We start from the raw sequence: 25,168 nt of genomic DNA on the forward strand, positions 1-25,168 counted from the left end.
CTGTAGAACTGGCGGCGCCGATTTCTACGATCCGTACGGCCACCCCGAGCTGGGTGGCCGTACGGCTTCCCGAGGAGCACCCGATGGCACGCATCTTCTTCAACGGCCAGGCCATGGTCGGCGGTCCGTTCCACGCCTCGGTGGCGGACGTCCTGATCGGCCCGGTCACCACCGCCCCCGGCTACCGTTTCTTCTCGATCGGTGACGTCTGCCCGGGCCTGCACCCCGACCCCGCGGTGGACACCGCCATCGAGGGCGAACTCTACGACGTCGACCTGGACCACCTGCGGGACGTCGTCCTGCCCGGCGAACCGCGCGAGCTGGAGCTCGGCGTCATCAAGCTGGCCGACGGCTCGGCCTGCCTGTCGATGCTGCTCGCCCGGGGCGAGGCCGAGCGTGAAGTCCACCGCGAGATCACCGAGTTCGGCGGCTGGCGGGCCTACCTCGCCACCCTGGGCCGGACCGCCTGACGAGTCGCCTTCTGTTCCAAGGCCCTTGGCTCGACCTGGAGTTGGCGGCCGGGGGGTGGACGTGACGAACACGGCTCGGCGAGTGGTGCGACGGAATGTCCTGCTGTCCAGGCTGCTCACGGCGTCGGCGGTGCCGGCACTGGTGATCCTGATCTACGGGATCGTCCGGGACAATCTGCCGCCCAGGGTGCTGAGCGGCTGTTCGTCGAGCCGGCCGGGAGCCGGAGCGCGTGGGTGGAGATGCAACGGGCGGTCGAGCTGATCGAGCACTGCGGGCCGGCCGCCGGGCGCGAACCGGCTGCCGGAGCACCCCGCCCCGGAGCGCTGACGGCCGGTGGGCGCCTTCCGGTACCTCGCCGAGTCGATGCCGTGTCAACGCTCAGACCCTGGACGACCACCCGCCGTCGAGCCCGGGCCCGGTGGGGCGGCGCCCGGGCTCAGAGCTCACCCAGCCGTCGGGCCTCGTCCTCCAGAGGACCAGAGCGCGGTGGCCCACGGGCTCGACGTCAGCCCGCTCCAGGACCCCGTCCCGCTCCCCCGAAGCAGGGCAAGGGAGTCGTCAACGGGTTCGGTGCCCTCGGAGCGGCGGCGTCAGCTGATCAGGCGCCCGCGCCGACCAGCACGTGGGCCGGCGCCGGGGCGAGCGCGGCCACCATCGCGGTCGCGCTGGTCGGGCTGAGCGCGAGCGCCACGTCGGCGAGTACCGCCAGCCGGATCAGGGCGCGGACGTCGTCGCCGTGCGGGTGCGAGCTGAGCGGGTCGACGAAGAACACCAGCAGGTTGATCTCGCCCTGGGTGATCAGGGCCCCGATCTGCTGGTCGCCGCCGAGCGGGCCACTGCGCAGTGGAACCACCGGCAGGTCGAGCTGACGGTTGATCAGGGTGCCGGTGGTGTCGTAGAGCCGGTGCGGGGTCAGCGCCTCGCGCTGCTGGTCGACCCAGGCGAGCAGGTCCGACTTGCGGGAGTCGTGCGCGACCAGCGCGATGCCGCGCGGCCCGCGCTCCGGCACTGCTCCGGTGAGCCAGCCGGCGTCGGCCAGCGGGTACAGGTGCAGCGCCACGGCGCGCAGTTCGTCCCGGCTGATCCGGCCGCTGCCGTCGACGTCCACGGTGTCGAAGTCCAGCTCGGAGCGGCTGCTGTCGAGGCCGGTGGCGCCGAAGATCCGGGCGTACTCGTCCCGGTCGATCTCGCCGTCGCCGTCCCGGTCCAGCGCCTCGGCCGGTGCGTCCACGGCGCGCAGGGTGGAGGACCGGAAGTGCGGGTCGCCGTCGAAGGCACCGCGTGCGGTGGCGGCGATGAACTCCTGCTCGCCGATCCGGCCGCTGCGGTCGGTGTCGGAGACGGCGGCCGGCTGGGTCCACAGCTCCAGGTACGCGTCGAACAGCCCGGCCCGGCGGGTGGTGTCGGTCGGCGGGAGCAGCTCGGCGGCCGGCCGGGCGGCGTAGCTGATCAGGTCGTCCCGGCTCAGCCGGCCGTCGTTGTCGATGTCGTACAGACGGAAGACGGAGGTGATGCGCGGGTCCAGCTCTCGGACATGACTGCCTCTCGGGGAACTCGGGGGGTCGAGTTCGATCCTTGGGCAGCGGGTCGGGAACGAGCCGGATTCGGGCGGATGACGACCCGAAGGGGGAGTTCCGGCGGGGGAAGTGGACGCGCCGGGCTGACGGGGAAGGACACGGGTGACAGCCCCGGACTCTCGCCGTGAGTCCGGGGCTGCTCTCCGGCCCCCGAGGGGGCGGAGTCCGGTGACCGCACCGTCCCGGGTGCGGACCGGAGCTGAGGGGTGATCAGAGGCGGGCGGCCAGCTCCTTGGCGGCGCGGGCGCAGTCCTGGGCGATCTTGTCCTCGTTGACGGTGGTCAGGTTGCCCTTCTCCACCACGGGGTTGCCGTTGACCAGCAGCAGGGCCAGCGGCGGGAGCGCACCGAGGGTCAGCGCGGCGATCGGGTCGGCGATCGAGGAGTGCATGATGCCGTCGATCTTCCAGAGCGCCAGGTCGGCCAGCTTGCCGACCTCGATCGAGCCGATCTCGTTCTGCCGGCCGAGCACCCGGGCGCCGCCCATGGTGCCCAGGCGGAGCGAGCTGCGGGCGGTGAGCGCCTTCGGGCTGCCGTGCAGCCGGTTGATCAGCAGCGCGTTGCGCAGCTCGGTGCCCAGCTCGCCGGACTCGTTGGAGGCGGTGCCGTCCACGCCGAGGCCGACCGGCACGCCGGCGGTGAGCATGTCCGGGACCCGGGCGATGCCGGCCGCCAGGCGGGCGTTGGAGGACGGGCAGTGCGCGACACCGGTGCCGGTCTCGGCGAACTTGGCGATGTCCGAGTCGTTCATGTGGACGCAGTGCGCCATCCAGACGTCCTCGCCCAGCCAGCCGGTGGACTCGAAGTAGTCGGTCGGGCCCATCCCGAACAGCTCCTTGCAGAACTGCTCCTCCTCGGCCGTCTCCGAGCCGTGGGTGTGCAGCCGGACGCCCTTGCGGCGGGCCAGCACGGCGGCCTCGCGCATGAGTTCGGTGGAGACCGAGAACGGCGAGCAGGGCGCGATGGCGATCTGCAGCATCGAGTCGAAGGAGGCGTCGTGGTACTTGTCGACGGCCGCCTCGGAGGCGATCAGGATGTCCTCGGTCTTCTCCACCGCGTGGTCCGGCGGCAGGCCGCCGTCCTTCTTGCTGCGGTCCATCGAGCCGCGCAGCGCGGTGAAGCGCATGCCGAGCTCCTGGACGGCCTCGATCTCGGCGCCGAGGATGTCGCCGCCGTCCTTCGGGAACACGTAGTGGTGGTCCGAGGCGGTGGTACAGCCGGACTTGAGCAGCGCGGCGGCCGAGCCCTGGGCGGCGGCGTGCACCAGGCGGTCGTCGATCCGGGCCCAGGTCGGGTAGAGCGCGACCAGCCAGTCGAACAGGATGTTGTCCTGGGCCAGGCCCCGGGTGATCCACTGGTAGAAGTGGTGGTGGGTGTTGACCAGGCCCGGGGTGATCAGGTGGCCCTCGCCGTTGATCCGGCGCACCACGTTGTCCAGCCACTGCGGGGCGGGTCCGTTGCCGACCGACTCGATCTTGTTGCCGAGGACGACGACGTGGCCGCGGGCGTACTCGGTGTCGTTGGCGTCGACCGTGGCGATGGCCACGTTCTCGATCACGATCCGCTGGTCGGCGCGCGGGGGCTGGACTGCCATGGTGTTTCTCCTATGGGGGGAGGGTGAGGGGCGCGCGGTGAGCGGTGCGCGCCCCTCACCGGTCAGGACGGCGTCGCCGTTGACACCGTCGCACCGGTGGCACCGCCGGATGGGGCTTGGCGGTTGGCACCGACGTGGTGGAAGAGCAGGTTGAGCAGGACGGCCAGCACACAGCCGGCCGAGATGCCGGAGTGCATCAGCGTGCGGACGGCCTCCGGGAAGGCGTCGTAGAAGGTCGGGGCCGCGATCGGGATGATGCCGACCCCGAGCGAGACCGAGACCAGGATGGTGTTCGCGCTGGAGTTCATCCCCGCCTCGGCCAGGGTCCGGATGCCGCTCGCCGCGACCGTGCCGAAGAGCACGATCCCGGCGCCGCCCAGGACGGGCGAGGGCACCAGCGAGACCAGCGAGCCGAGCACCGGGAAGAGCCCGAGCAGGATCAGGATGCCGCCGCCGGCCGCGACCACGAACCGGCTGCGGATGTTGGTCAGCGCCACCAGCCCGATGTTCTGGGCGAAGGCGCTGGCCGCGAAGCCGTTGAAGACCGGGCTGATAGCGGTGGCCAGACCGTCCGCCCGCAGGCCGGCGGCGAGGGTCTGCTCGTCGGCCTCGCGGTCGACGATCCGGCCCAGGGCCAGCATGTCGGCGGTGGACTCGGTCATCGACACGATCATCACGATGCAGATCGAGACGATCGCGGTGAGCTCGAAGACCGGAGCCCCGAAGTGGAACGGGGAGGGCAGGGCGAAGACCTCGGCCTGGGAGACCGGACCGAAGTCGGCCAGCCCGAGCGGGAAGGCCAGCGCGGTGCCGACGGCCAGCCCGACGAGCAGCGAGAGCTGCTGCCAGAAGCCCCGGAGCAGTTTGTTGCAGAGCACCACCGCGGTGAGGGTGAACGCGGCGAGGCCGATGGCCTTGACGGAGCCGTAACCGGGGGCGGTGGGTGAACCACCGCGCGCCCAGTTGACCGCGACCGGCAGCAGGGACACCCCGATGAGGGTGATCACGGTGCCCTGGACGACCGGCGGGAAGAACCTGATCAGCTTGCAGAAGTACGGTGCCGCGAGGAAGCACAGGAGCCCCGCGACGATCACCGCGCCGAATATCACCGGCAGGGCCCGGTCCGGGCCGTGCTCCTTGGCGATCGCCAGCATCGGTGCGACTCCGGCGAACGAGACGCCGTTCACGAACGGCAGCCGGGCGCCGATCTTCCAGACCCCCAGGGTCTGGAGCAGGGTGGCCAGCCCCGCGGTGAACAGGCTGGCCGAGATGAGCAGGGCGAGCTCGGTGGGGGAGAGGCCCACACCGGCGCCGACGATGAGCGGGGGCGCGACCACGCCCGCGTACATCGCGGCGACGTGCTGGAGTCCGGTGGTGAAGAGCTTCACCGTCGGCAGCAACTCGTCCACCGGGTGGACCGCACGGCCGTCCGGTGTGTCGGGGAGGTTGGTTGACACACCGTCCGGCCGTGTCGGCCTGTCCGGGGTGGAACCGCCGTCTGTGGTTCGGGTTGAGCTGGTTGCCATGTCGAGCCCCTCTTGTGCTCGTGGCTCCCGGCGCGCCCGCGGCGCTGGAGACGTCCCGGAGGCGGGACGGCGGTGCAAGGGTCCTCCGGGATGCTTCTCCAGCTCCCCGGGCCGGCCGCCGTGAGGCGAGCACGATCTCCGGTTGGTGGGGGTGGAGAAACAAGTGGTGCCGGTACTGCGGCCCGTCCGGCACCGTCCGGCCGTCTCCGGCCGGTGGGTGCAGCGGTGCTGGACGGTGTTCATGGGGTGGGTCAGGCGACCGGGATGACCGGGACGACGCCCTCGCGGTGCACGGTGCCCTCGATCAGGCCGTACATCCGGTCGGCGGCGTAGTAGACCTCGTTCTCGTTCTTGAGACCGAAGGGCGACAGGTCGACCAGGAAGTGGTGCTTGTTGGGGAGTTCGAGCCGGACCTCGTCCACCTCGGCCCGGTTGTTCAGCACCCGGGTCCCCATCGAGTGCAGGGTCTGCTGCAGCGAGTACGAGTAGGTCTCGGCGAACGCCTCCAGCAGGTGCCGGCGGATGTGCTGGTAGGAGCGGTTCCAGTTCGGCTGGGCCTCGCCCTCGGCGCCGCTGAAGCCGTACTTCCAACGGGCCGTCACCTGGGTGGCCAGGATGCGGTCGTACGCCTCCTGCAGGGTGGTGTACTTGTCCTTGATGTAGCCCCAGAACTCCGAGTTGGTGGAGTTCAGCACGGTCAGGTCCTTGAGACCGGAGATGACCTGGACGGTGGTGCCGTCGTAGGTGATCTCGCTGGTCCGTACCTCGCCGCCGTTGCGGGTGAAGGAGTGGCCGACCTCCTCGGAACCGATGAAGCGCGCCGAGCTGTCCGGCGTCTTGATCCGGTCCCAGGTGTACTCCTCGATCCGGATCCGGGCCCGGTGGATCGGCTCGTTGTTGTCGACGAAGTGCTTCGCCAGCGTGATGCCGAAGGCCTCCGCCGACTCGATGCCGTACTCCTTGGCGAAGGCGTACACCGTGTTCTTGGTGGTGTCGGTGGGCAGGCAGTTTGCGTTCGAGCCGGTGAGGTGGACGTCGTCGAGGTCACCGGAGAGGGCGACCGAGACGTTCAGGTCCTTGATCTCGTGGCGGGTCGAGTCACGGTAGACCCGGACGATGCGGTTCTCCGCCTTGCCGTACTGGTTCTGGCCGAGCACGTGGGCCATGACATGGCTCCTAAGGGTTCCAGCGGCCTACTAGCTTCCGCGGTAGACCGAGTATCCGAACGGGTTGAGCAGCAACGGCACGTGGTAGTGGTGCTGCGCGGGCGCGACCGTGAAGACGATCGAGACCTCGGGGAAGAACGGCGGCTCGTCGGACGTCTTCGCGTAGTACGAAGCGGTGTCGAAGAGCAGCCGGACGACCGAGCCCGCCTCCACGGCCGGCAGGTCCTTGGCCCGGCCGTCGGAGTCCGTGGCGGAGGTGCCGAGCACCTGCCAGCCACCCTCGGTGTGCAGTGCGAGCTCGACCGGGACGCCCTCGGCCGGGCGGCCGAGGCTGGTGTCGAGCACGTGCGTGGAGATGCCAGTCATGGGTTGAATGACCTTACTGATGGCAGGAGTTGACCGGTCGACAGCGGATCAGGCCGGGTCGAACAGCCGGTTGACACGGATTTCGTTGATCTTGCGCAGCTCGCCCCGGACGATCTCCGCCTCGGTGGCGGCGTCGTGCGGGAAGCGCTCGCGCAGCGCGGCGAGCATGGTGCCGGCGGTGCGGCCGGTGGCGCAGATCAGGAACACGTGGCCGAACTTCGCCTCGTAGGCGGCGTTCGCCTCGTGCAGCTCGTCCAGGAGCGCGGAGTCGACTCCCTGGATGCCGGCCTGCTCGCGCTCGGAGGTGGCATCGCCCGTCTTGGGCTTGCCGATCCGGGCGTGGCCGGCCATCGCGTCGGCGAGGTCCTGGACCGTCAGCTTCGCCATCGCCGCCTCGTTGGCGGCCAACAGCTCGGCCCGGTCGGACCAGGGCCGGGTCTCCGCGACGGCGGCGGCCCAGCTGGGGCTGGAGCAGATCTCCAGCAGTGTCTCCGTCAGCTCGGCGGCGGGGATCGCCGAGAGAGCGTCAGGAGTGGTGGGAAGGTTGGTCACGGGTGGACCTCCTGAAGAGTGGTGCCACCCGCAAAAGCTAGATCCGCCACCACCGGCCGTCAACACTTTGTTGAACTGTTGGTGGTTACGTTTTGAGACCAGGCCCCTGACCGGCCGTTTTGGTGTGCGATTCGCCAATCGTGCCCGACGGTGGGGGTCGGACAGACTGGGGCACATCGCTCGGCCGCACCGGTGAACGGTGCGGGCCCGGCCGGGTCAGCCGGTCTTCGTGCCGTCCTGCCGGTTGAGGTAGTTGTACACCGTGAACCGGCTGACGCCGAGCGCCGAGGCCACCGTCTCCACCCCGTGGCGGACGGTGAACGCGCCGCGCTCCTCCAGGAGGGCGACCACGCGCTGCTTCTCCCAGCGGTCCAGCTCGGCCAGCGGACGGCCGTCGAACTGACGGGCCATCTCGGCCAGCAGCCGGTCCAGGGCACTGCTCAGGTGCGGGAGCCGGACGGCGACCGCCGCCTGGCCGTCCCACTCCAGCAGCACGTCGTCGGCTCGGGCCTCGTCGATCGAGACCTGGGTCGCGCCGACGGCCTCCAGCAGCGGCTTTATCGCTGCGGCGAGCGGGTGTTCCAGGGCGTCGCTCACGGGTTACCCACTCCTTCCGGGGTGTTGTCGTCCGTCTTGTCCTGGTCGAGCAGGGTCACCTGCAGGGAGATCTGGGTCGCACCTGCGGCCAGGCTCTCCCGCAGCAGCCTGGTCACCGCGGCGAGCACCTGCTCGCCCAGGCCCTCGGCCTCGGTCCCGAACGGCCCGACCGCGACGGTCAGGCCGGCCTCGTCGACCGCCTGCCGGGCGGCCACCGCGTGGTCCGGGAACGTGTCCAGCTCGAACGGCTCTGTCGTGAACTCCACCTTCAATCGCACCTGCTCACTGTAGCGATCAGGGGTTGCGGGGGAAGGGGTCGGTCTTCAACAAATTGTTGCGGCGGTCTTGACGGTCCCTCGGATCGCGAGGCATGCTTCCACCAAGCAGAATCCCTCTTCCGGATTGTGGAAGTTGGATGGTTCGGAAGAGAGTGAAAGGTGATTGACGTGACTGCCGCTTCCCAGCACGCGTTCCTGAACGGACGCGTCACGGTCAACCTGTCGATCCTGTTCGGCGAGCTCCCGCTCCTGGAGCGCCCCGCCGCCGCCGCGGCCGCCGGCTTCACCGCCGCCGAGCTGTGGTGGCCGTTCGGCGAGGACCACGCCCCGTCGGACGCCGAGCAGGACGCGCTCCGCAAGGCCTTCACCGACGCGGGCGTCCGGCTCACCGGCCTCAACTTCCTGGACGACCTGACCAAGGGCGCCCGGGGCACCCTCTCCGTACCGGCCGAGAGCGAGCGGTTCCGGGAGAACATCCCGGTGGCCGTCGCGCTCGCCGAGTCGCTCGGCACCGGGGCGCTCAACGCGCTCTACGGCAACCGGGTGGAGGGCGTCCCCGCCGCCGAGCAGGACGAGCTCGCGCTGGAGAACCTCGTCCTCGCCGCGCAGGCCGCCCACGCGATCGGCGCCGTGCTGCTGATCGAGACCCTCAACAAGGCCGAGTCCCCGGACTACGCGCTGGTCACCGCCGAGGCCGCGATCGCGGTCGTCGACCGGGTGAACGCGGCCACCGGCCTGGGCAACGCCAAGTTCCTCTGCGACCTCTACCACCTGGCCCGCAACGGTGAGGACCTGGCGGCCGTGATCGCCACCCACGCCGACAAGATCGGCCACGTGCAGATCGCCGACACCCCGGCCCGCAACGAGCCCGGCACCGGCGAGCTGGACTTCGAGGACCTCTTCGCCCGCCTCGCCGCCGCCGGCTACACCGGCCGGGTCGGCCTCGAGTACCGCCCGGCGAACGGCGTCAGCGCCGACAGCTTCGAGTGGCTCCCGCGCGAGTACCGCGCCTAGTTCCTCGAGCCACCCCCACCCCTCCCAGTACGAAGGAACGCGACGCATGAGCGCCTCCCGCAAGATCGCCTTCATCGGCCTCGGCATCATGGGCAGCCCGATGGCCGCCAACCTGGTGAAGGCCGGCCACACCGTCACCGGTTTCAACCTCCAGCAGCCCGCGATCGACGCCCTGGTGGCGGCCGGTGGCAAGGGCGCGACCTCGATCGCCGACGCGGTGAAGGACGCCGAGATCGTGATCACCATGGTCCCGGCCGACCCGCAGGTCGAGCAGGTCGTCCTCGGTGCGGACGGCGTGCTGGCGAACGTGGCCGAGGGCACCCTGGTCATCGACATGTCCAGCATCACCCCGCAGACCTCGATCAAGGTCGAGGCCGCCGCCAAGCCCAAGGGCATCCGCACCCTGGACGCCCCGGTCTCCGGTGGCGAGGCCGGTGCGATCGAGGCCGTGCTCTCCATCATGGTCGGTGGCGACGCGGCCGACTTCGCCGAGGCGAAGCCGATCCTGGACGCGCTCGGCACCACGGTCATCCACGTCGGCCCGGCCGGTGCCGGCCAGACCGTGAAGGCCGCCAACCAGCTGATCGTGGCCGTCAACATCCAGGTGCTGGCCGAGGCCGTGGTCTTCCTGGAGAACGCGGGCGTCGACCTCCCCGCCGCGCTCGACGTGCTCGGTGGCGGTCTGGCCGGTTCGACCGTGCTGAACCGCAAGAAGGCCAACATGATCGACCGTCAGTTCGCGCCGGGCTTCCGGATCGACCTGCACCACAAGGACATGGGCATCGTCACCGACGCCGCCCGTGCCGTCGGTGCGGCCCTCCCGGTCGGCGCGGTGGTGGCCCAGTTGGTCGCCTCCGCCCGCGCCAACGGTGACGGTTCGCTGGACCACTCGGCCCTGCTCCGGGGCGTCGAGCGCCTCTCGGGCCGCGAGGTCAAGTAACAGGCTCCTCCTGGTGGCGTGTACCTGTCCGGTCGTGCCCGCGCCACCAGGAGGTCAAGTCCGGTCGGCAGGAGGGCCGGGGCTCATACCGCCCCCTGTCGACCGTCCCAAACCGGTGACCCACGCAACTACCCTCCCGGGTGCACTTCGGTCGTGCTCGCGCGGGTCACCCGGCCCCCTCCCTCGCCGAGGGGAGCCTCTCGTACGTCGGAAGCGGGACGAGAGGAACGGCGGGGAGGGGGCGCACCCCCCTTTGCTTATCTGCGCACGGTGCACCACCAGGGGCTCGGGGAACGGCGACGCCGACCTCGGACCAGGTGATCCGTCCGTGAATGGTCAGGCACTTTCGCAGTGACCCGAACGCCAGATCTCCTCGCCCACGCGGCGGAGCCGCACATCAGCAGAGCCCCGAGCCCCTGACCGTAGATGCCCGGGCGCCTGCCAAAAGTGCAGCCCCGAGCCCCTGGACAGTGCAACCAGGCGCCCTGCGAAAAGCTGAAGCACCACACGGAAAGAGGCCACCTCATGGGTCACGTCGTTGTCGCCCCCGACAAGTTCAAGGGGACGCTGGAGGGTGCCGAGGTCGCCGCCCGGATCGCGGCCGGCATCCGCCGGGTCGCCCCGGGCGTCGAGATCCGTGAGCTCCCGGTCGCCGACGGCGGCGAGGGCACCTTGGCCGCCGCGCTGGCCGCAGGCTTCAAGCGGGTCGCCGTGAAGGTGGCCGGTCCGACCGGCCTGCCGGTGGACGCCGCGATCGCGTTGCGCGGCGACACCGCCGTGGTCGAGCTGGCGCAGTCCTCCGGACTGGCCAGGCTCCCCGGCGGCCGGACGGCCCCGCTCGCGGCCGGCTCCTACGGCGTCGGCCAGCTGATCGGACGCGCCGTCGGCCTCGGTGCCAAGCGGATTGTGCTCGGTCTGGGCGGCAGCGCCTGCACCGACGGCGGTGCGGGCATGGTGCAGGCGCTCGGTGTCGGCCTGTACGACGGCGACGGCAGCGAGCTGGCGCCCGGTGGCGCCGCGCTGCGCAAGCTGGCCGGGATCGACCTCGGGTCGCTCGCCGACAGCCTGACCGGGGTCGAGGTGGTGGTGGCGTGCGACGTGGACAACCCGTTGCTCGGCACCCGTGGTGCGACCGCCGTCTACGGCCCGCAGAAGGGTGCGGACGGCGACGACCTGCTGATTCTCGAAGAGGGCCTGACCCGTTGGGCGGACGTGGTCCGCGACAGCACGGGCCGGGACTTCCGGAACGCCCCCGGCGCCGGGGCCGCAGGCGGGGTCGGCTTCGCCGCCCTCGCGCTGCTGGGCGCCACCATGCGGCCCGGCATCGAGCTCCTGCTCGAACTGCTGGGCTTCGACGAGGCCGTGCGTGGGGCACGCCTCGTCGTTACCGGCGAGGGTTGCCTGGACGCGCAGACGCTCCACGGCAAGGCCCCCGCCGGCGTCGCTGCGGCGGCCACCCGGGCGGGGGTTCGGGTGGCCGCCGTCGCCGGACGGCTGGAACTCTCGGAGGACCAGTGGCGGGCGGCGGGCTTCGTGGCGGCGTACGCGCTGACCGACCTGGCCGAGCAGCCGGGCGACAGCATGACCAAGGCGGGCGAGCTGGCCGAGGTGGCCGGCGAGCGGCTCGCGGCCGACCTGCTGCGGTCCTGACTCATCGTACTTTCCTACATTGACGTTTTGTTGAAGGCGGGCCTAGGCTCCGAGCAATCGCAGCTGACGATTCGGTGAACGGGCCCCAACTGCCCAGCGCGCCTTCGGCCTACCCCACTCGTACTCTCGGTTCGGAGGTCCCAGATGCCCCTCAGTGCGACGCCCGCGACCACGGCGGTGATCCGTTCCCGCCGGGTGGTCCTGCCGGACGGCGAGCGTCCCGCTGACGTGCTGATCCGGGACGGCAGGATCGAGCAGATCGCCGAGCACGGCGCTCTGCTGGTGGGGGACCGGCAGCTGACCGACCTCGGTGACACCGCGCTGCTGCCCGGTCTGGTCGACACCCACGTGCACGTCAACGAGCCCGGCCGGACCGAGTGGGAGGGCTTCGCCACCGCCACCCGGGCGGCCGCCGCCGGCGGGGTCACCACCGTCATCGACATGCCGCTGAACTCCGTCCCGCCCACCACCACGGTGGACGGCCTGACCGCCAAGCGGAAGGTCGCCGAGGGTCAGGCCTGGGTCGACCTCGGGTTCTGGGGCGGGGCGATCCCCGGCAACGTCGCGGACCTCGAACCGCTGCACCGGGAGGGCGTGTTCGGCTTCAAGAGCTTCCTCGCCCCGTCCGGGGTGGACGAGTTCCCGCACGTCGAGCAGGCCGACCTGGAGCTGGCGCTGGCCGAGCAGGCCAGGATCGGCGCGCTGGCGATCATCCACGCCGAGGACCCGGCCGTCCTGGCGGCCGCCCCGCAGCAACCCGGCGTGCACTACCGCGACTTCCTGGCCTCCCGCCCCGACGACGCCGAGGCGGCGGCGGTGGCCCGGCTGCTGGACACCGCCCGCCGGACCGGCGCCCGGGTGCACATCCTGCACGTCTCCTCGGCCGCCGTGCTGCCGCTGCTCCGGCAGGCCCGCGCGGACGGCGTCCGGGTGACCGCCGAGACCTGCCCGCACTACCTCACGCTGGCGGCGGAGGAGGTGCCGGACGGCGACACCGCGTTCAAGTGCTGCCCGCCGATCCGGGACGAGTCCAACCGGGACCAGCTCTGGGCGGCGCTCGCCGCCGGTGAGTTCGTCGCGGTGGTCTCCGACCACTCGCCCTCCACCCCGGACCTGAAGCTGCTGCAGAAGTACGGCGGCAGCGGCGACTTCGCCGCCGCCTGGGGCGGGATCGCCTCGCTCCAGATCGGTCTGCCGGCCATCTGGACCGAGGCCCGCAGGCGCGGCCACTCGCTGGGCGACGTGGTGCGCTGGATGAGCAGCGGCCCGGCCTCGCTGGTCGGCCTGACCGGCACCAAGGGTGCCATCGCGGTCGGCTGCGACGCCGACCTGGTGGCCTTCGACCCGGACGCCGACTTCGCCGTGCACGCGGAGGACCTGCACCACCGCAACCCCGTCACGCCGTACGCGGGGAAGACCCTCACCGGCTCCGTCCGGACCACCTGGCTGCGCGGCCGGGTGGTGGACGTCGACGCCGAGCCGTTCGGCCGTCAGATCACTCGAAACTGAGGAGACTCAATTGAGTACCGTTAAGACCCCGAGCGCTCCGTTCACCGAGCTGGTCGACCTGGCCTCCCGCCTGCTGGGCGCCGGTGTGGTCGCCACCAACGAGGACACCTTCGCCGACGCGGAGAACCTGCTGGTCGCCAAGCCCGCCGAGTTCCGCCCGCACACCTTCGGCCACAAGGGCCAGATCATGGACGGCTGGGAGTCCAAGCGCCGCCGTGGCGTCTCGGCCGAGCAGCCGCACCCGACCGACGACGACCACGACTGGGCGATCGTCCGGCTCGGCGTGGCCGGCGTGATCCGGGGCGTGGTGGTGGACACCGCGTACTTCACCGGCAACTACCCGGAGACCGGCTCGGTCCAGGGCGCCTCGGTCCCCGGCCACCCGTCGCCGGAGGAGCTGGACGCGGCGGAGTGGGTCGACCTGGTGCCGCGGACCGCCCTCCAGGGCAACACCGCGCACGAGTTCGAGGTCACCGACCCGACCCGGTACACCCACGTCCGGCTGAACATCTGGCCCGACGGCGGCGTGGCCCGGCTGCGGGTGCACGGCGAGGTGCTGCCCGATCCGCGCGAGCTGGACGGCCTCTCCTTCGACCTGGCCGCCCAGGAGTTCGGCGGCGTGGCCGAGGCCGCCTCGGACCGTTACTTCTCCTCCCCGCACAACCTGAACTCTCCGGGCCGCGCCTCCGTCATGGGCGACGGCTGGGAGACCCGGCGTCGGCGCGACAAGGCCAACGACTGGGTACAGATCGCCCTGGCCGGGGGTGGCGAGGTCCTGGCCGCCGAGGTGGACACGTCCTACTTCGTCGCCAACGCCCCTGGCTGGGCCGACCTGGTCGGCTATGACGCGACCGACGGTGGCAGCCCCGGCGAGGACGCCGACGGCTGGTTCGAGCTGCTGCCCCGGACCCGGCTCCAGCCGGACACCCGGCACCGCTTCCGGCTCGCCGCCGGACGGACCGTCACCCACGTACGGATCAACGTCTACCCGGACGGCGGCCTGGCCCGCCTGCGGCTGACCGGCAAGCTGACCGAGGCCGGCCGGGCCGCCCTCGCGCTGCGCTGGTTCAACGCCGTCCCGGCCACCGAGGCGGCCACCGCGCTGACCGAGGCCGGCCTCACCCCGGCGGAGGCCACCGAGCTGACCGCCGCCCGCCCGCTCGCGGACGCCGCCGCGACCACCGCCGCGGTCGCTGCCCTGCAGCCGACCGACGGCCCCGACGGCGAGCAGTCGTCCCGCCGCCGCTCGGCCATCTGGCGCCTGCTCGGCGTCTGACACCCTCCGCCCCGCGTACTACTGAAGGACCGTCATGTCGCAGATCCTGACCACCGAGTCCGGCGCCCCGATCGCCGACAACCAGAACTCCGCCTCGGCCGGCGAGTACGGCCCGCTGCTGATCCAGGACCAGCAGCTGCTGGAGAAGCTGGCCCGCTTCAACCGTGAGCGCATCCCGGAGCGCGTCGTGCACGCCCGCGGCTCCGGCGCCTACGGCTACTTCGAGGTCACCGACGAGGTCTCGCAGTACACCCACGCGGACTTCCTCGCCGAGGTCGGCAAGCGCACCGAGGTCTTCCTGCGGTTCTCCACGGTGGCGGGCAACCTCGGCTCCAGCGACGCGGTCCGCGACCCGCGCGGCTTCGCGCTGAAGTTCTACACCGCGCAGGGCAACTACGACCTGGTCGGCAACAACACCCCGGTGTTCTTCATCAAGGACCCGATCAAGTTCCCCGACTTCATCCACTCGCAGAAGCGCGACCCGTTCACCGGTGTCCAGGAAGCCGACAACGTCTGGGACTTCTGGGCCCACTCGCCGGCCTCCACCCACCAGATCACCTGGCTGTTCGGCGACCGCGGCATCCCGGCCTCGTACCGCCACATGAACGGCTACGGCTCGCACACCTACCAGTGGGTCAACGCCCAGGGCGAGGCGTTCTGGGTCAAGTACCACTTCAAGACCAACCAGGGCATCCGCTCGCTGGACGGCGGCCAGTCGGCCGAGGTGCTCGGCGCCGACGCCGACAGCCACCAGCGTGACCTGCACCAGGCGATCGAGCGGGGCGTGTTCCCGTCCTGGACCCTGTACGTGCAGCTGATGCCGGTCGCCGAGGCGGCGGACTACCGCTTCAACCCGTTCGACCTGACCAAGGTCTGGCCGCACGCCGACTACCCGCTGGTCAAGGTCGGCCGCCTGGTGCTGAACAAGAACCCGGAGAACGTCTTCGCGGACGTGGAGCAGTCGGCCTTCTCGCCGAACAACTTCGTCCCCGGCATCGGCCCCTCCCCGGACAAGATGCTCCAGGGCCGGCTGTTCGCCTACGCCGACGCCCAGCGCTACCGCCTCGGGGTCAACCACACCCTGCTCGCGGTGAACGCCCCGAAGGCCACCGTGGCCGCCAACTACGGCCGGGACGGCCTGTCGGCGGTCAACGCGGCCGGCCGTGGCAAGAACTACGAGCCCAACTCGTACGACGGCCCGGCGCAGACCGACCGCCCGCTGGCCGCCCCGGTCCGGCTGGACGGCCACACCGGGACGTACACCACCCCGGCGCACACCAAGGACGACGACTTCTTCCAGGCCGGTGAGCTCTACCGTCTGATGTCGGACGGCGAGAAGTCCCGTCTGATCGACAACATCGCGGGCTTCCTGGCCCAGGTCAGCCGCGACGACATCGTCGAGAAGAACCTCGCCCACTTCCACGCGGCCGACGAGGAGTACGGCGCCCGCCTGGCCGCCGCCGTCGCCAAGCTCCGCGCGGGCAACGACAACTGACCAGCAGTTCGACCAACCCTCACCGTCCGGCCGGGCCTCCACCCGGCCGGACGGCCGACGGGCCTCTCCCCCCAGGGCAGTGGGGGAGGGGCCCGTTCCGGCGTTCGGCGGCGGCCGGCTGCCGACTCGGGCCGGTGGAGCGGCGTCCGGGTGGCTACGCTGGACTGATTGGCAGGGACGGGGAAGGGGACGCCATGTCGGTACGGGGACAGGGGGCTTCGGTCTCGGCCGGGCCGTTCGGGGTGATGCGGCGGGCGCTGCGGGTGCTGGAGACGGTGGACCGCCACCCGGGCGGGGTGCCGGAGCCGGTGCTGGCCCGCGAGTTGGGGCTGCCCCGGGTGGTGGTCCGGGAGCTGGCCGAGTCGCTGGAGCAGGAGGGGTACCTCGCGCTGGAGGACGGCCTCTGGGTGCTGGGCGGCGCGTTCGCGGTGCTCGGGCAGCAGAGCCGGGAGCAGCTGGTCCGGGCCCGGATGGAGCACCGGCTGGCCGAGCTGCGGGACGAGCTGGGCGCGGCGGTGTACTTCAGCCGGTACCACGACGGGGAGTTGACGGTCGAGGCGGTCTCGGCGGCGGAGCACGCCCCGGCGGTCCGCGAGTGGGTCGACTTCCGGGCCACCGCGCACGCCAGCGCGATCGGCAAGTGCCTGCTCAGCCAGCTCGACCACGACGGCCGCCGGGACCACCTCTCCCGGCACCCGGTGGCCCGGCTGACCGCCCGCACCATCACCGACCAGCAGCAGCTGATGCACCGGCTGGAGTGCCAGCCCGCGACGGTGCCGGTGCTGGACATCCAGGAGTACGCGCTCGGCACGGTCTGCGCGGCCGTCCCGGTGACGGCCGGCAGCACGGTGGGCTGCTTGGCCACCTCGCTGCCGGTCGGTCAGGTGCACCGGCTGCGGGCGGCGGCCGAGCTGCTGGCCGAGCGGGCGGCGCCGCTGATGCTGGCGATGGCGGTCTGAGCTCCGGCGCGCTCTATTAGACACGATGTCGATAAGAACGGTCGAACCTCTTGTGGGCGCTCGTACCCGCGAGTAGGTTGCCTGGAGTCGAGCCGCCCACCCCTCGGCCAGGAGGTCCGCCATGCCGCCCCGCCCCGTTGTGCCCCCCGCCGTCCACGACAGCCTGGTGCTGGAGCCCCGCGACGTCCGCTTCGACTGGTCGCGGCTGCCGCTGCACTGGATCCCGGACGAGCCGATGGCCACCCACACGGTCAACGTCCTGCACCTGCTGCTGCCCGAGGGCGAGCGCTGGTTCGTCGAGGTCTTCAAGGACGCGCTGCCGCTGATCACCGACGACCAGCTCCGCGAGGAGGTGCTCGGCTTCATCGGCCAGGAGGCGATCCACGCCGAGGCGCACCAGGAGGTGCTGGACCACCTGCTCGGCCAGGGCCTCGACCCCCGCCCGTACGTCCGGCAGGTCACCTGGCTGTTCCGCCGGGTGCTCGGCAAGCGGTCGGGTCTGACGCCCGCCCAGCAGCGGGAGAACCTGATCGAGCGGGTCGCCTTCGTGGCGGCGATCGAGCACTTCACCGCCTTCCTCGGCAACTGGGCGCTCAACTCGCCCGGCCTGGACCGGGCCGAGGCCGACCCGACCATGCTCGACCTGCTGCGCTGGCACGGTGCGGAGGAGGTCGAGCACCGCAGCGTCGCCTTCGACCTGATGGTCCATCTGGACCCGGGCTACCTGCGGCGGCTGCGCGGCATGCTGGTCTCCGGGCCCACCCTGATCCACCTCTGGATCCGTGGCGTCCGCTTCCTGCTGGCCGCCGACCCCAGCCTGGACGGCTCGGTGAAGCCCACCTGGCGCGAGGCCCAGCGGATCGCCCGCCGGGGCCTGCTCCCCGAACCCTCCCGGATGGCCCGCTCGGCGCTCCGCTACTTCCGCCCGGGCTACCACCCCACCCAGGAGGGCTCCTCCAGCCAGGCCCTCAGCTACCTGGCCGGCTCCCCGGCCGCCCGGGCTGCAGCATCTCGCTGAACGGCAACCACTTACGGACCCAGGGGCTCGGGGAACTGCGAGGAGATCTGGCGCCGGGGTCACTGCGAAAGTGCCTGACCCTGTACATACGTTGAACGCTCCTGAGGTGGGCGTCGCCGTTCCCCGAGCCCCTGTCTTCCGCACGTCACTTTTGGAGCTGCCCGGATGGACCTCGAAGCGTTGCCGCCGGATCTGTACGGCCGCCCCAAGCCGGACGGCTTCCTGCGGCGGATGACCGCCTTCGCCGAATGGTACGACCCGAAGATGGGGCGGCCCGGGCTGCGGCGGAGCCCGCGCCGGCCGAGCCCGCGGCCGACGCCGCCGCTGCAGCTGGTGGTCACCGTGCACCGCCCGGTGGCCGAGGGCGTGGTGGAGCTGCGGCTCGGCGACCCCGGGGGAAGCCCGCTGCCGGTCTGGCAGCCGGGGGCGCGGATCGAGCTGACGCTGCCGTCCGGCCTGGTGCGGCACTACTCGCTGTGCGGCGACCCCGCCGACCGGGGCAGCTACCGGATCGCGGTCCGGCTGCTGCCGGAGGGTGGCGGCGGTTCGGTCGAGATCCACCAGCGGCTGCACCCAGGGGTCCGGCTGACCGCCCGCCGGCCCCGGAACGGCTTCGCGTTCTGCGCCGAGCCGGCCGTGCTGCTGCTGGCCGGCGGGATCGGCGTCACCCCGCTGCTGCCGATGGCCCGGCAGGCCCAACACCTGGGCCTGAACTGGCGGTTGGTGCACGTCGGACGCAGCGCCGAGTCGATGCCCTTCACCGAGGAGCTGCGGGCGCTGGACCCGTCCCGGGTCGAGTTCCGGACCGAACTCACCCCGGCCGCGGAGCTGTTGGCCCGCGCCCCGCGCGGTGCGGCGGTGTACTGCTGCGGCCCGGCCCCGATGCTGGCGGCCGTCCAGCAGGCGTACGACCCGGCCGTGGCCCGGGCGCTGCACTTCGAGCGGTTCGGTGCCGCGCCGATCCTGGACGGGGAGCAGTTCACCGTCCGACTCGGTTCCGACGGGCCGCAGTTGACCGTACCGGCGGACCGGTCCGCGCTGGACGTGCTGCGCGAGGTCCGCCCCGAGCTGCCGTACTCCTGCCACCAGGGCTTCTGCGGCACCTGCAAGGTGCGGCTCACCGGCGGGACGCCCGCCCACCGCGACCGCCGGCTCACCGAGGAGGACCGGGCCGCCGGGGCGTTCCTGCCCTGCGTCTCCCGGGCCGCCGAGGGCGAGACCCTGGTACTGGAGGTCTGACCCATGACGTTCCCCTTCACCGAGCACGACCTGACCCGGTTCCGGGAGACCCAGCAGCTCGCGTACCACTGCGCCGAGCAGGTGGCGGCCTGGATCGAGCCCGGGGTGACGGAGCGCCAGGCCACCGGCAAGCTGCGCAAGTGCCTGGTCGCGGCCGGGGTGCAGGACTTCTTCCACGTGCCGTTCGCCTGGTTCGGCGACCGGACGGCGTTCCGGCACTTCCACACCCCGCTGCAGTTCTTCGCGGGCAGCCGGCGGCTGGAGGAGGGGATGCCGTACGTGCTGGACTGCGCCCCCGTGGTGGACGGCTACACCGCCGACATCGGCTACGGTGGCAAGGTCGGCGAGAACCCGATCTGGGACAAGCTGGCCGGCGACCTCAAGGTCTACCGGGAGCTGATCCTGCGCGAGGTGCGGGCCCGGAAGCCGCTGGACGAGATCTACACCGCCGTGGACGCCCAGATCGCCGCGCACGGCTACGACAACCGGCACCGGGTCTACCCCGGCCGGGTGATCGGCCATCAGGTGACCCGGATGACCGCCCGCGGCCCGGCCGGGGTGAACCTGTTCGGCTTCGGGGTGCGGACCATCCAGACACTCGGCCGGGAGCTGATCAGCGAGCGGCTGCACGGCCGGTCGCCGCTCTGGGCCGACGGCCGGTCCTCCCGGCACGCGCCGACGCCGGGGATCTGGGCGGTCGAGCCGCACATCGGCTTCCGCGAGGTCGGCATCAAGTTCGAGGAACTGCTGGTCGTGACGGACGACGACGCCTACTGGCTCGACGACGACCTGCCGCACGTCCGACGCTGGACCACCACCGAGGGAGCTGCCCGATGATCAGCCGCCGCACCGTCGACTCCGGCGGCCTGCCGCTCGCCGTCTTCGAGCAGGGCGACCCCGCCCATCCCACCGTGATCCTGGTGCACGGGTACCCCGACACCCACGTGGTCTGGGACGACGTCGCCGCGGACCTGGCCGTCGACCACCACGTGGTCCGCTACGACGTGCGCGGCGCGGGGGAGTCCGGCGTCCCGGCGAACCGGGACGGCTACCGGCTGCCGCTGCTCGGCGCCGACCTGTTCGCGGTCGCCGACGCGGTCAGCCCCGACGCGCCGGTGCACGTGGTCGCGCACGACTGGGGCTCGGTGCAGTCCTGGGAGGCCGTCACCGAGCCGGGCGCCGAGCAGCGGCTCGCCTCGTACACCACGATGTCCGGCCCCTGCCTGGACCACCTGGGCTTCTGGATGCGCAAGCGGTTCCGCCGTCCGACGCCCCGTCACCTGCGGCAGCTGCTGGTGCAGGGCGCGCACTCCTGGTACATCACCGCCTTCCACCTGCCGCTGCTGGCGCCCGCCACCTGGAAGCTCTGGCTGGCCAAGTCCTGGCCCCGGGTGCTGCACGACCTGGAGGCGGTCAACCCCCGCCCCGGGCACCCGCAGGCCACCCTGAAGCAGGACGCCGTGCGTGGGATCGAGCTGTACCGGGCCAACATGCGGCCGGTGATCCGCAACCCGCGCGAGCGCTACACCGAGGTCCCCGTCCAGCTGCTCACGCTGAGCCGGGACCACTACGTCAACGAGTTCCTCTCCGAGGGCCTGGAGCACTGGGTGCCCCGGCTGACCCGGCGGACCGTCAACGGCACCCACTGGTCCGCCCTGCTGGAGCACGGCCCGGTGGTGGCGGAGCACGTCCGCAGCTTCACCGCCGCCGTCTCGGCGGGCGCCGAGCCCGAGGCGACCGGCGAGCTGGTGGTCATCACCGGCGCGGGCAGCGGGATCGGCCGGGCCACCGCACTGGCCTTCGCCGCCGAGGGGGCCCGGGTGGTGGTCTGCGACCTGGACCTGGAATCCGCCGTCCGCACCGCCGAGCTGTGCACCCTGAGCGGCGGCACCGGCCACGCGTACCAGCTGGACGTCAGCGACGGCGCGGCCTTCGACGCCTTCGCCCAGCAGATCGCCGCCGAGCACGGCGTCCCCGACGTGCTGGTCAACAACGCCGGCATCGGCCACTCCGGCACCTTCCTGCAGACCACCGAGAAGGAGTGGCAGCGGGTCCTGGACGTCAACCTCTGGGGCGTCATCCACGGCTGCCGGGCCTTCGGCACCCTGATGGCCGAGCGCGGCCACGGCGGACACATCGTCAACCTCGCCTCGGCCGCCGCCTACCTGCCCTCCAAGGCACTGGCCGCGTACGCCACCAGCAAGGCCGCCGTCCGGATGCTCTCCGACTGCCTGCGCGCCGAGCTGGCCTCCTCGGGCATCGGCGTCTCGGCGATCTGCCCCGGCCTGGTCAACACCAACATCACCCGCACCTCCACCTTCTCGGCCACCACGGCCGACGAGCAGGCCGCCAAGCAGGCCAGGGCCTCGAAGCTGTACGCCCGGCGGAACTTCCCGCCGGAGAAGGTCGCCACCGAGATCCTGAAGGCCGTCCGCACCGGCAAGGCCGTGGTCCCGGTGACGGCGGAGGCCAAGGGCGCCTACTTCCTGAGCCGGTTCGCCCCCGGCCTGCTCCGCCTGGCCGCCCGGCTGAACGTCACCTGAGGGCGTGTCAGAACGCTCCCGGGGACGGGGCGTTTGGTACTCCTGGTCAGGTACCGAACGCCCCACCCCGAGGAGTCGTCAGATGGCCACCGGCACCGTGCAGACCTTCCACGCCGACCACGGCTACGGGACGATCGTCCCCGACGGGGGCGGGCCCGAACTGACCTTCTACTACGACTCGATCCTGGTCGAGGGCGCCGACCGGGCGCTGCCCGACGGGCAGAAGGTCTCGTACGAGGAGACCGTGCAGGAGGACCGTCCGGTCGCGGAGCAGGTCCGCCCGCTAGGGTGACCCGGCATGGGGATATCCACGGCAGTCTGGTCCTTCGCCCTGGTGGTCGGCCTGCTCACACTGACGCCCGGCCTGGACACCGCGCTGATCCTGCGGACCGCCGCGCTCGGTGAGCGGGCCCGGGCCTGGGGCGTGGTGCTCGGCATCGGCACCGGCACGATGGTCTGGGGCACCCTCAGCTCACTCGGCGTCAGCGCCCTGCTCACCGCCTCCCACCTGGCGTACGAGACGCTGCGCTGGGCCGGGGTGGCGTACCTGCTCTGGATGGGCCTCCAGCTGCTGCGCGGCAGCGGACCGGCCGGTCCCGAACCGGAGGCCGGCAGCGGTGGCTTCCTGGCCGGCTGGCGCCGGGGCGCGCTCACCAACCTGCTCAACCCGAAGGTCGGTGTCTTCTACGTCGCCGTCCTGCCGCAGTTCATCCCGGCCGGGGCGCCGCACCTGCCGATGGGGATCCTGCTGACCTCGATCCATGTCGCGGAGGGACTGCTCTGGTCCGCCGTGCTGGTCGCGTTCGCCCGCGCGGTACGGGGCTGGCTGCGGCGGCCGGCCGCCCGCAAGGTGCTGGACCGGCTGACCGGGCTGGTGGTGGTCGGCTTCGGCCTGCGGCTGGCCGCCACCGACTGAACGCGACGTCGTGATTCCGCCGGTGCCCGTGGGCCGGCGGCGGCAGGCTGGCGGCCATGAAGCTGCTGATCAACCCCATCGACCCCGCCACCTGCGCCCGGCTGCGCGAGCTGGACGACGCGGGCCGCCCGCCGGTCGAGTCGGTCGACGTCACCGGCGGCGCCCCGCTGCGCTGCTGCCTCACCCGGGCCTGCCCCGGCGACCGGATCGCCCTGGTCTCGTACGCCCCGCTCACCCGCTGGGCCGCCGAGACCGGCGCCGACCCCGGCCCCTACGACGAGCGCGGCCCGGTCTTCCTCCACGCCACCCCCTGCCCCGGCCCCGCCGACGGCTGGCCCGCCACGATGCACACCGGCCCCCGGGTGCTGCGCGCCTACGACTCGGCCGGCCACATCCTCGGCGGCCGCCTGGTCCAGCCCACCGAGGCCGCCGCCGGGGCGGCCGAACTGCTCGCCGATCCCGAGGTGGCCGTGCTGCACGTCCGGGCCGTCGAGTTCGGCTGCTTCATGCACGAGGTCCGCCGGGGCTGAGTGGCCGTCAGTGGAGTTTCAGGTCTCGGTCGCCGCCCACCGTAGGTGCCAGGACCGCAGTCCGACGGACAGTCATTGGACTGTGAAGAATTCACTGCGCGGGTCACGTACGTCGCTGGCCGGCCACCCGGGCGCGGGCGCCGTCCGGCACCGGGCGGAGTTCGAGCGGCGGTGGGGGTTCCGGCTGCGGCGGAGTCGGCCGGGGACGAGTACCCACGAGTCGAGGGCTGTCAACCCAGCGTCCGATTCCTCCGACGCAGGACACCTGACCTCGAACGGGAGCCGCGCGAGCCTAGATTCAATACCCGGCGCCTCTCGGTAGGCTGCTCTTCCGTCCTTCTCCTCCCACCTCAGGGCATGCGATGAAGAATGCAGCCGCAACGCCGCCGGGCAGCTCTCCAGTGCGGGCGAGTGCCGAGTCCGGCCGACGGGAGGCCAGGAGGCGGGCCGGCTGGGGCCGCTTCTTCTACGGGTCGGCGGGCGCCGTCGCGCTGTGGCCGGCGCTGCTGGCACTCGCCGTGTGCCTGTACCGCGTCGCCACTCCGGAGATGGCACAGGACGAGCTGGCCACCTGGTCCGCCGCCTCGCGGACGGGCGCCCAGCTGATCGGCATGCTGCACAACGTGGACGCCGTCCACGGCACGTACTACCTCTTCCTCCACGAGTGGATGAGGGTCTTCGGGGACTCCCTGACGAGTCTGCGGATGCCCGGCGTGCTCGCGATGACCGGGGCTGCCGCGCTGACGGCCCTGGTCGGCCGCCGGCTGTTCGACGGCCGGACCGGACTGATCGCGGGCCTGGTCTTCGCCGCACTCCCGTCGGTCAGCCGATACGCCCAGGAAGTACGTTCCTATGCGCTGGTCACCTGTGCCGTGACCGCCGCCACCTGGCTGCTGCTGCGGGCGTTGGACCGTCCGGTCTGGTACCGGTGGCTGATCTACTCATGCCTCGTCACGGTCTCCGGCGCGCTGCACCTCGCGTCCCTGACCCTCCTGGGCGGGCACGGTGCTCTGGTGGTGCTTCGTTGGTGGCGAGGGCGGGACCGGCGGCCGCTGGTGTGGTTCGCGTCGGCGGCTCTCGTCGCGGTCCTGCCGCTGCTGCCACTGGTCTCCCTGGGGAAGCGCCAGGTGGGGCGACAGCTGGGCTGGACGGCCGCGCCCACGTTCCAGAGCACAGCTGAGCTCTGGCCCCAGCTGTTCCTCTCCGCCGCCGCGAGCATTGTGGTGCTGACGCTCGTAGTTCTTCCACTGGTGCTGCCCAGGACGCGGCGTGGCGCGGCGGAGACCTGGCTGCTGGCCGCTGTCCCTACAGTCGCGATCTGGGCGCTGTCCTGTGGCTCGACCTCCTACTGGCTGGCGCGCTACCTGCTGTTCACGGTGCCCGTCTGGGCCGTGCTGGCGGGTGCGGCCCTCGCCGCCATCCGTCCCCGCACGTTCTCAGTGATCCTGTACGCGGTCCTGGTCGTGCTCGCCCTGCCCGATCAGCGGGCACTGCGGGGATACACGTTCCACGACTGGTACACCTACCCGACGATGCCACCGTTCAACGGGTCGATCTCGACCGTCGACTACACCTCTGCCGCGAGGACGGTCGCCGCTGGCCACCAGCCAGGCGACGGCGTGGTCTACATCCGCGGCGCCGCCTACTTCTGGCGCGGCGTGGACGCCGGAATGCGCCACTCGATGCCCCGGTCGGTCCGGATGCGGGACATCTTCGTCGACAGGAGTGCCGTCGAGCGGAACGACCTCTGGGCGCAGGAGTGCGTCCCCGCGGCCAAGTGCGTCGGCGACGAGCGGCGGATCTGGGTCGTCACCATCGGCATCGAGCCCGGCAACCCGTACCCCAACCTCGGCGCCGAGCAGATCCAGGCACTGAACGCGAGCTACTCGGTCACGCGTACCACGACCACGGACGGCATCACCATCTCACTGCTGGAGCGCAGGTAGCGGCGGC

Annotated in this window: 25 protein-coding genes and 1 pseudogene; 17 read left to right on the forward strand and 9 right to left on the reverse strand. The window is 71.8% G+C overall.

Annotated elements, in window-relative coordinates; genetic code table 11:
* The first annotated feature begins 83 nt into the window (after positions 1–83).
* A complete protein-coding gene (locus OHV05_RS28305) occupies positions 84–470 on the forward strand; it encodes a gamma-glutamylcyclotransferase (protein WP_405020183.1) in 387 nt (128 codons plus the stop codon).
* Between the two features lie 599 nt (positions 471–1,069).
* Here OHV05_RS28305 and OHV05_RS28310 read toward each other — a convergent pair.
* Positions 1,070–1,702, reverse strand: a complete 633-nt coding sequence (locus OHV05_RS28310; RefSeq protein ID WP_405020184.1) for a methylglyoxal synthase — start codon at positions 1,700–1,702, stop codon at positions 1,070–1,072.
* Positions 1,703–1,712: 10 nt separating this feature from the next.
* Between OHV05_RS28310 and OHV05_RS28315 the strand changes: the two genes are divergently transcribed.
* Positions 1,713–1,916, forward strand: a complete 204-nt coding sequence (locus OHV05_RS28315) for a hypothetical protein (protein WP_405020185.1) — start codon at positions 1,713–1,715, stop codon at positions 1,914–1,916.
* On the opposite strand, the pseudogene OHV05_RS28320 reads toward OHV05_RS28315, so the two are convergent.
* The 8 genes and pseudogenes from OHV05_RS28320 to OHV05_RS28355 form a co-directional block, all read right to left on the reverse strand.
* Positions 1,820–2,044 (reverse strand): annotated as a pseudogene (locus tag OHV05_RS28320) (EF-hand domain-containing protein); the annotation flags it as partial. The gene OHV05_RS28315 and the pseudogene OHV05_RS28320 sit on opposite strands and share 97 nt — an antisense overlap.
* A gap of 214 nt (positions 2,045–2,258) precedes the next feature.
* Positions 2,259–3,641, reverse strand: coding sequence for an 8-oxoguanine deaminase (locus OHV05_RS28325; RefSeq protein ID WP_405020186.1), 1,383 nt, complete (start codon positions 3,639–3,641; stop codon positions 2,259–2,261).
* A 62-nt stretch (positions 3,642–3,703) separates the two neighbouring features.
* On the reverse strand, positions 3,704–5,167 hold the full coding sequence (locus OHV05_RS28330) for a nucleobase:cation symporter-2 family protein (RefSeq protein ID WP_405020187.1): 1,464 nt from the start codon (positions 5,165–5,167) through the stop codon (positions 3,704–3,706).
* Between the two features lie 251 nt (positions 5,168–5,418).
* Positions 5,419–6,333, reverse strand: coding sequence for a factor-independent urate hydroxylase (gene pucL / locus OHV05_RS28335; protein ID WP_405020188.1), 915 nt, complete (start codon positions 6,331–6,333; stop codon positions 5,419–5,421).
* Between the two features lie 30 nt (positions 6,334–6,363).
* Positions 6,364–6,699 (reverse strand): hydroxyisourate hydrolase, encoded by a 336-nt coding sequence (gene uraH, locus OHV05_RS28340; protein ID WP_405020189.1) that lies wholly within the window; start codon positions 6,697–6,699, stop codon positions 6,364–6,366.
* A 48-nt stretch (positions 6,700–6,747) separates the two neighbouring features.
* Positions 6,748–7,251, reverse strand: coding sequence for a 2-oxo-4-hydroxy-4-carboxy-5-ureidoimidazoline decarboxylase (gene uraD, locus OHV05_RS28345; RefSeq protein WP_405020190.1), 504 nt, complete (start codon positions 7,249–7,251; stop codon positions 6,748–6,750).
* A gap of 216 nt (positions 7,252–7,467) precedes the next feature.
* A complete protein-coding gene (locus tag OHV05_RS28350) occupies positions 7,468–7,848 on the reverse strand; it encodes a helix-turn-helix domain-containing protein (protein ID WP_403032361.1) in 381 nt (126 codons plus the stop codon).
* The gene (locus tag OHV05_RS28355) at positions 7,845–8,126 is read right to left on the reverse strand and encodes a thiamine-binding protein (protein ID WP_405020191.1); all 282 of its coding nucleotides are present in this window, start codon (positions 8,124–8,126) and stop codon (positions 7,845–7,847) included. Before OHV05_RS28355 ends, OHV05_RS28350 begins: the two co-directional genes overlap by 4 nt.
* A gap of 159 nt (positions 8,127–8,285) precedes the next feature.
* Between OHV05_RS28355 and OHV05_RS28360 the strand changes: the two genes are divergently transcribed.
* From OHV05_RS28360 to OHV05_RS28430, 15 genes are all read left to right on the forward strand, one after another.
* Positions 8,286–9,140 (forward strand): TIM barrel protein, encoded by an 855-nt coding sequence (locus OHV05_RS28360; RefSeq protein ID WP_405020192.1) that lies wholly within the window; start codon positions 8,286–8,288, stop codon positions 9,138–9,140.
* Between the two features lie 46 nt (positions 9,141–9,186).
* Complete coding sequence (locus OHV05_RS28365) at positions 9,187–10,080, forward strand: 2-hydroxy-3-oxopropionate reductase (RefSeq protein WP_405020193.1); 894 nt, start codon at positions 9,187–9,189, stop codon at positions 10,078–10,080.
* A 525-nt stretch (positions 10,081–10,605) separates the two neighbouring features.
* Positions 10,606–11,730, forward strand: coding sequence for a glycerate kinase (locus tag OHV05_RS28370; protein WP_405020194.1), 1,125 nt, complete (start codon positions 10,606–10,608; stop codon positions 11,728–11,730).
* A 144-nt stretch (positions 11,731–11,874) separates the two neighbouring features.
* Positions 11,875–13,239 (forward strand): allantoinase AllB, encoded by a 1,365-nt coding sequence (gene allB / locus OHV05_RS28375; RefSeq protein WP_405020195.1) that lies wholly within the window; start codon positions 11,875–11,877, stop codon positions 13,237–13,239.
* A gap of 10 nt (positions 13,240–13,249) precedes the next feature.
* Positions 13,250–14,515 (forward strand): allantoicase, encoded by a 1,266-nt coding sequence (alc, locus tag OHV05_RS28380; protein WP_405020196.1) that lies wholly within the window; start codon positions 13,250–13,252, stop codon positions 14,513–14,515.
* Between the two features lie 34 nt (positions 14,516–14,549).
* Positions 14,550–16,010: a catalase gene (locus OHV05_RS28385; protein ID WP_403032341.1), complete on the forward strand. Its 1,461-nt coding sequence runs from the start codon at positions 14,550–14,552 to the stop codon at positions 16,008–16,010.
* 194 nt (positions 16,011–16,204) lie between these two features.
* On the forward strand, positions 16,205–16,969 hold the full coding sequence (locus OHV05_RS28390) for an IclR family transcriptional regulator (protein ID WP_405020197.1): 765 nt from the start codon (positions 16,205–16,207) through the stop codon (positions 16,967–16,969).
* A gap of 121 nt (positions 16,970–17,090) precedes the next feature.
* Positions 17,091–17,987, forward strand: coding sequence for a metal-dependent hydrolase (locus OHV05_RS28395; RefSeq protein WP_405020198.1), 897 nt, complete (start codon positions 17,091–17,093; stop codon positions 17,985–17,987).
* Between the two features lie 165 nt (positions 17,988–18,152).
* Positions 18,153–19,226 carry a PDR/VanB family oxidoreductase gene (locus tag OHV05_RS28400; RefSeq protein ID WP_405020199.1) on the forward strand — a complete coding sequence of 358 codons (1,074 nt, stop codon included), beginning with the start codon at positions 18,153–18,155 and terminating at the stop codon, positions 19,224–19,226.
* 3 nt (positions 19,227–19,229) lie between these two features.
* Positions 19,230–20,063, forward strand: coding sequence for a M24 family metallopeptidase (locus OHV05_RS28405; protein WP_405020200.1), 834 nt, complete (start codon positions 19,230–19,232; stop codon positions 20,061–20,063).
* Positions 20,060–21,769, forward strand: a complete 1,710-nt coding sequence (locus tag OHV05_RS28410) for an SDR family oxidoreductase (protein ID WP_405020201.1) — start codon at positions 20,060–20,062, stop codon at positions 21,767–21,769. Before OHV05_RS28405 ends, OHV05_RS28410 begins: the two co-directional genes overlap by 4 nt.
* Positions 21,770–21,851: 82 nt before the next feature.
* Positions 21,852–22,061 (forward strand): cold-shock protein, encoded by a 210-nt coding sequence (locus OHV05_RS28415; RefSeq protein ID WP_405020202.1) that lies wholly within the window; start codon positions 21,852–21,854, stop codon positions 22,059–22,061.
* Between the two features lie 6 nt (positions 22,062–22,067).
* On the forward strand, positions 22,068–22,685 hold the full coding sequence (locus tag OHV05_RS28420) for a LysE family translocator (RefSeq protein ID WP_405020203.1): 618 nt from the start codon (positions 22,068–22,070) through the stop codon (positions 22,683–22,685).
* 56 nt (positions 22,686–22,741) lie between these two features.
* On the forward strand, positions 22,742–23,215 hold the full coding sequence (locus OHV05_RS28425; protein ID WP_405020204.1) for a DUF1203 domain-containing protein: 474 nt from the start codon (positions 22,742–22,744) through the stop codon (positions 23,213–23,215).
* A 362-nt stretch (positions 23,216–23,577) separates the two neighbouring features.
* Entirely contained in the window at positions 23,578–25,161 is a 1,584-nt protein-coding gene (locus OHV05_RS28430) for a glycosyltransferase family 39 protein (RefSeq protein ID WP_405020205.1), read from the forward strand.
* Positions 25,162–25,168 lie beyond the last annotated feature (7 nt).

The organism is Kitasatospora sp. NBC_00070 (genome assembly GCF_045041205.1).
Classification (GTDB): Bacteria; Actinomycetota; Actinomycetes; order Streptomycetales; family Streptomycetaceae; genus Kitasatospora.

What these genes read in the sequence shown, in the direction of transcription:
- OHV05_RS28305 (WP_405020183.1), top strand. Translation starts at nt 84, where the DNA reads ATGGCACGCATCTTCTTCAACGGCCAGGCCATGGTCGGCGGTCCGTTC.
- OHV05_RS28325 (WP_405020186.1), bottom strand. Translation starts at nt 3,641, where the DNA reads ATGGCAGTCCAGCCCCCGCGCGCCGACCAGCGGATCGTGATCGAGAAC.
- OHV05_RS28330 (WP_405020187.1), bottom strand. Translation starts at nt 5,167, where the DNA reads ATGGCAACCAGCTCAACCCGAACCACAGACGGCGGTTCCACCCCGGAC.
- pucL (WP_405020188.1), bottom strand. Translation starts at nt 6,333, where the DNA reads ATGGCCCACGTGCTCGGCCAGAACCAGTACGGCAAGGCGGAGAACCGC.
- uraH (WP_405020189.1), bottom strand. Translation starts at nt 6,699, where the DNA reads ATGACTGGCATCTCCACGCACGTGCTCGACACCAGCCTCGGCCGCCCG.
- OHV05_RS28365 (WP_405020193.1), top strand. Translation starts at nt 9,187, where the DNA reads ATGAGCGCCTCCCGCAAGATCGCCTTCATCGGCCTCGGCATCATGGGC.
- OHV05_RS28370 (WP_405020194.1), top strand. Translation starts at nt 10,606, where the DNA reads ATGGGTCACGTCGTTGTCGCCCCCGACAAGTTCAAGGGGACGCTGGAG.
- allB (WP_405020195.1), top strand. Translation starts at nt 11,875, where the DNA reads ATGCCCCTCAGTGCGACGCCCGCGACCACGGCGGTGATCCGTTCCCGC.
- OHV05_RS28385 (WP_403032341.1), top strand. Translation starts at nt 14,550, where the DNA reads ATGTCGCAGATCCTGACCACCGAGTCCGGCGCCCCGATCGCCGACAAC.
- OHV05_RS28390 (WP_405020197.1), top strand. Translation starts at nt 16,205, where the DNA reads ATGTCGGTACGGGGACAGGGGGCTTCGGTCTCGGCCGGGCCGTTCGGG.
- OHV05_RS28395 (WP_405020198.1), top strand. Translation starts at nt 17,091, where the DNA reads ATGCCGCCCCGCCCCGTTGTGCCCCCCGCCGTCCACGACAGCCTGGTG.
- OHV05_RS28400 (WP_405020199.1), top strand. Translation starts at nt 18,153, where the DNA reads ATGGACCTCGAAGCGTTGCCGCCGGATCTGTACGGCCGCCCCAAGCCG.
- OHV05_RS28405 (WP_405020200.1), top strand. Translation starts at nt 19,230, where the DNA reads ATGACGTTCCCCTTCACCGAGCACGACCTGACCCGGTTCCGGGAGACC.
- OHV05_RS28410 (WP_405020201.1), top strand. Translation starts at nt 20,060, where the DNA reads ATGATCAGCCGCCGCACCGTCGACTCCGGCGGCCTGCCGCTCGCCGTC.
- OHV05_RS28415 (WP_405020202.1), top strand. Translation starts at nt 21,852, where the DNA reads ATGGCCACCGGCACCGTGCAGACCTTCCACGCCGACCACGGCTACGGG.
- OHV05_RS28420 (WP_405020203.1), top strand. Translation starts at nt 22,068, where the DNA reads ATGGGGATATCCACGGCAGTCTGGTCCTTCGCCCTGGTGGTCGGCCTG.
- OHV05_RS28425 (WP_405020204.1), top strand. Translation starts at nt 22,742, where the DNA reads ATGAAGCTGCTGATCAACCCCATCGACCCCGCCACCTGCGCCCGGCTG.
- OHV05_RS28430 (WP_405020205.1), top strand. Translation starts at nt 23,578, where the DNA reads ATGAAGAATGCAGCCGCAACGCCGCCGGGCAGCTCTCCAGTGCGGGCG.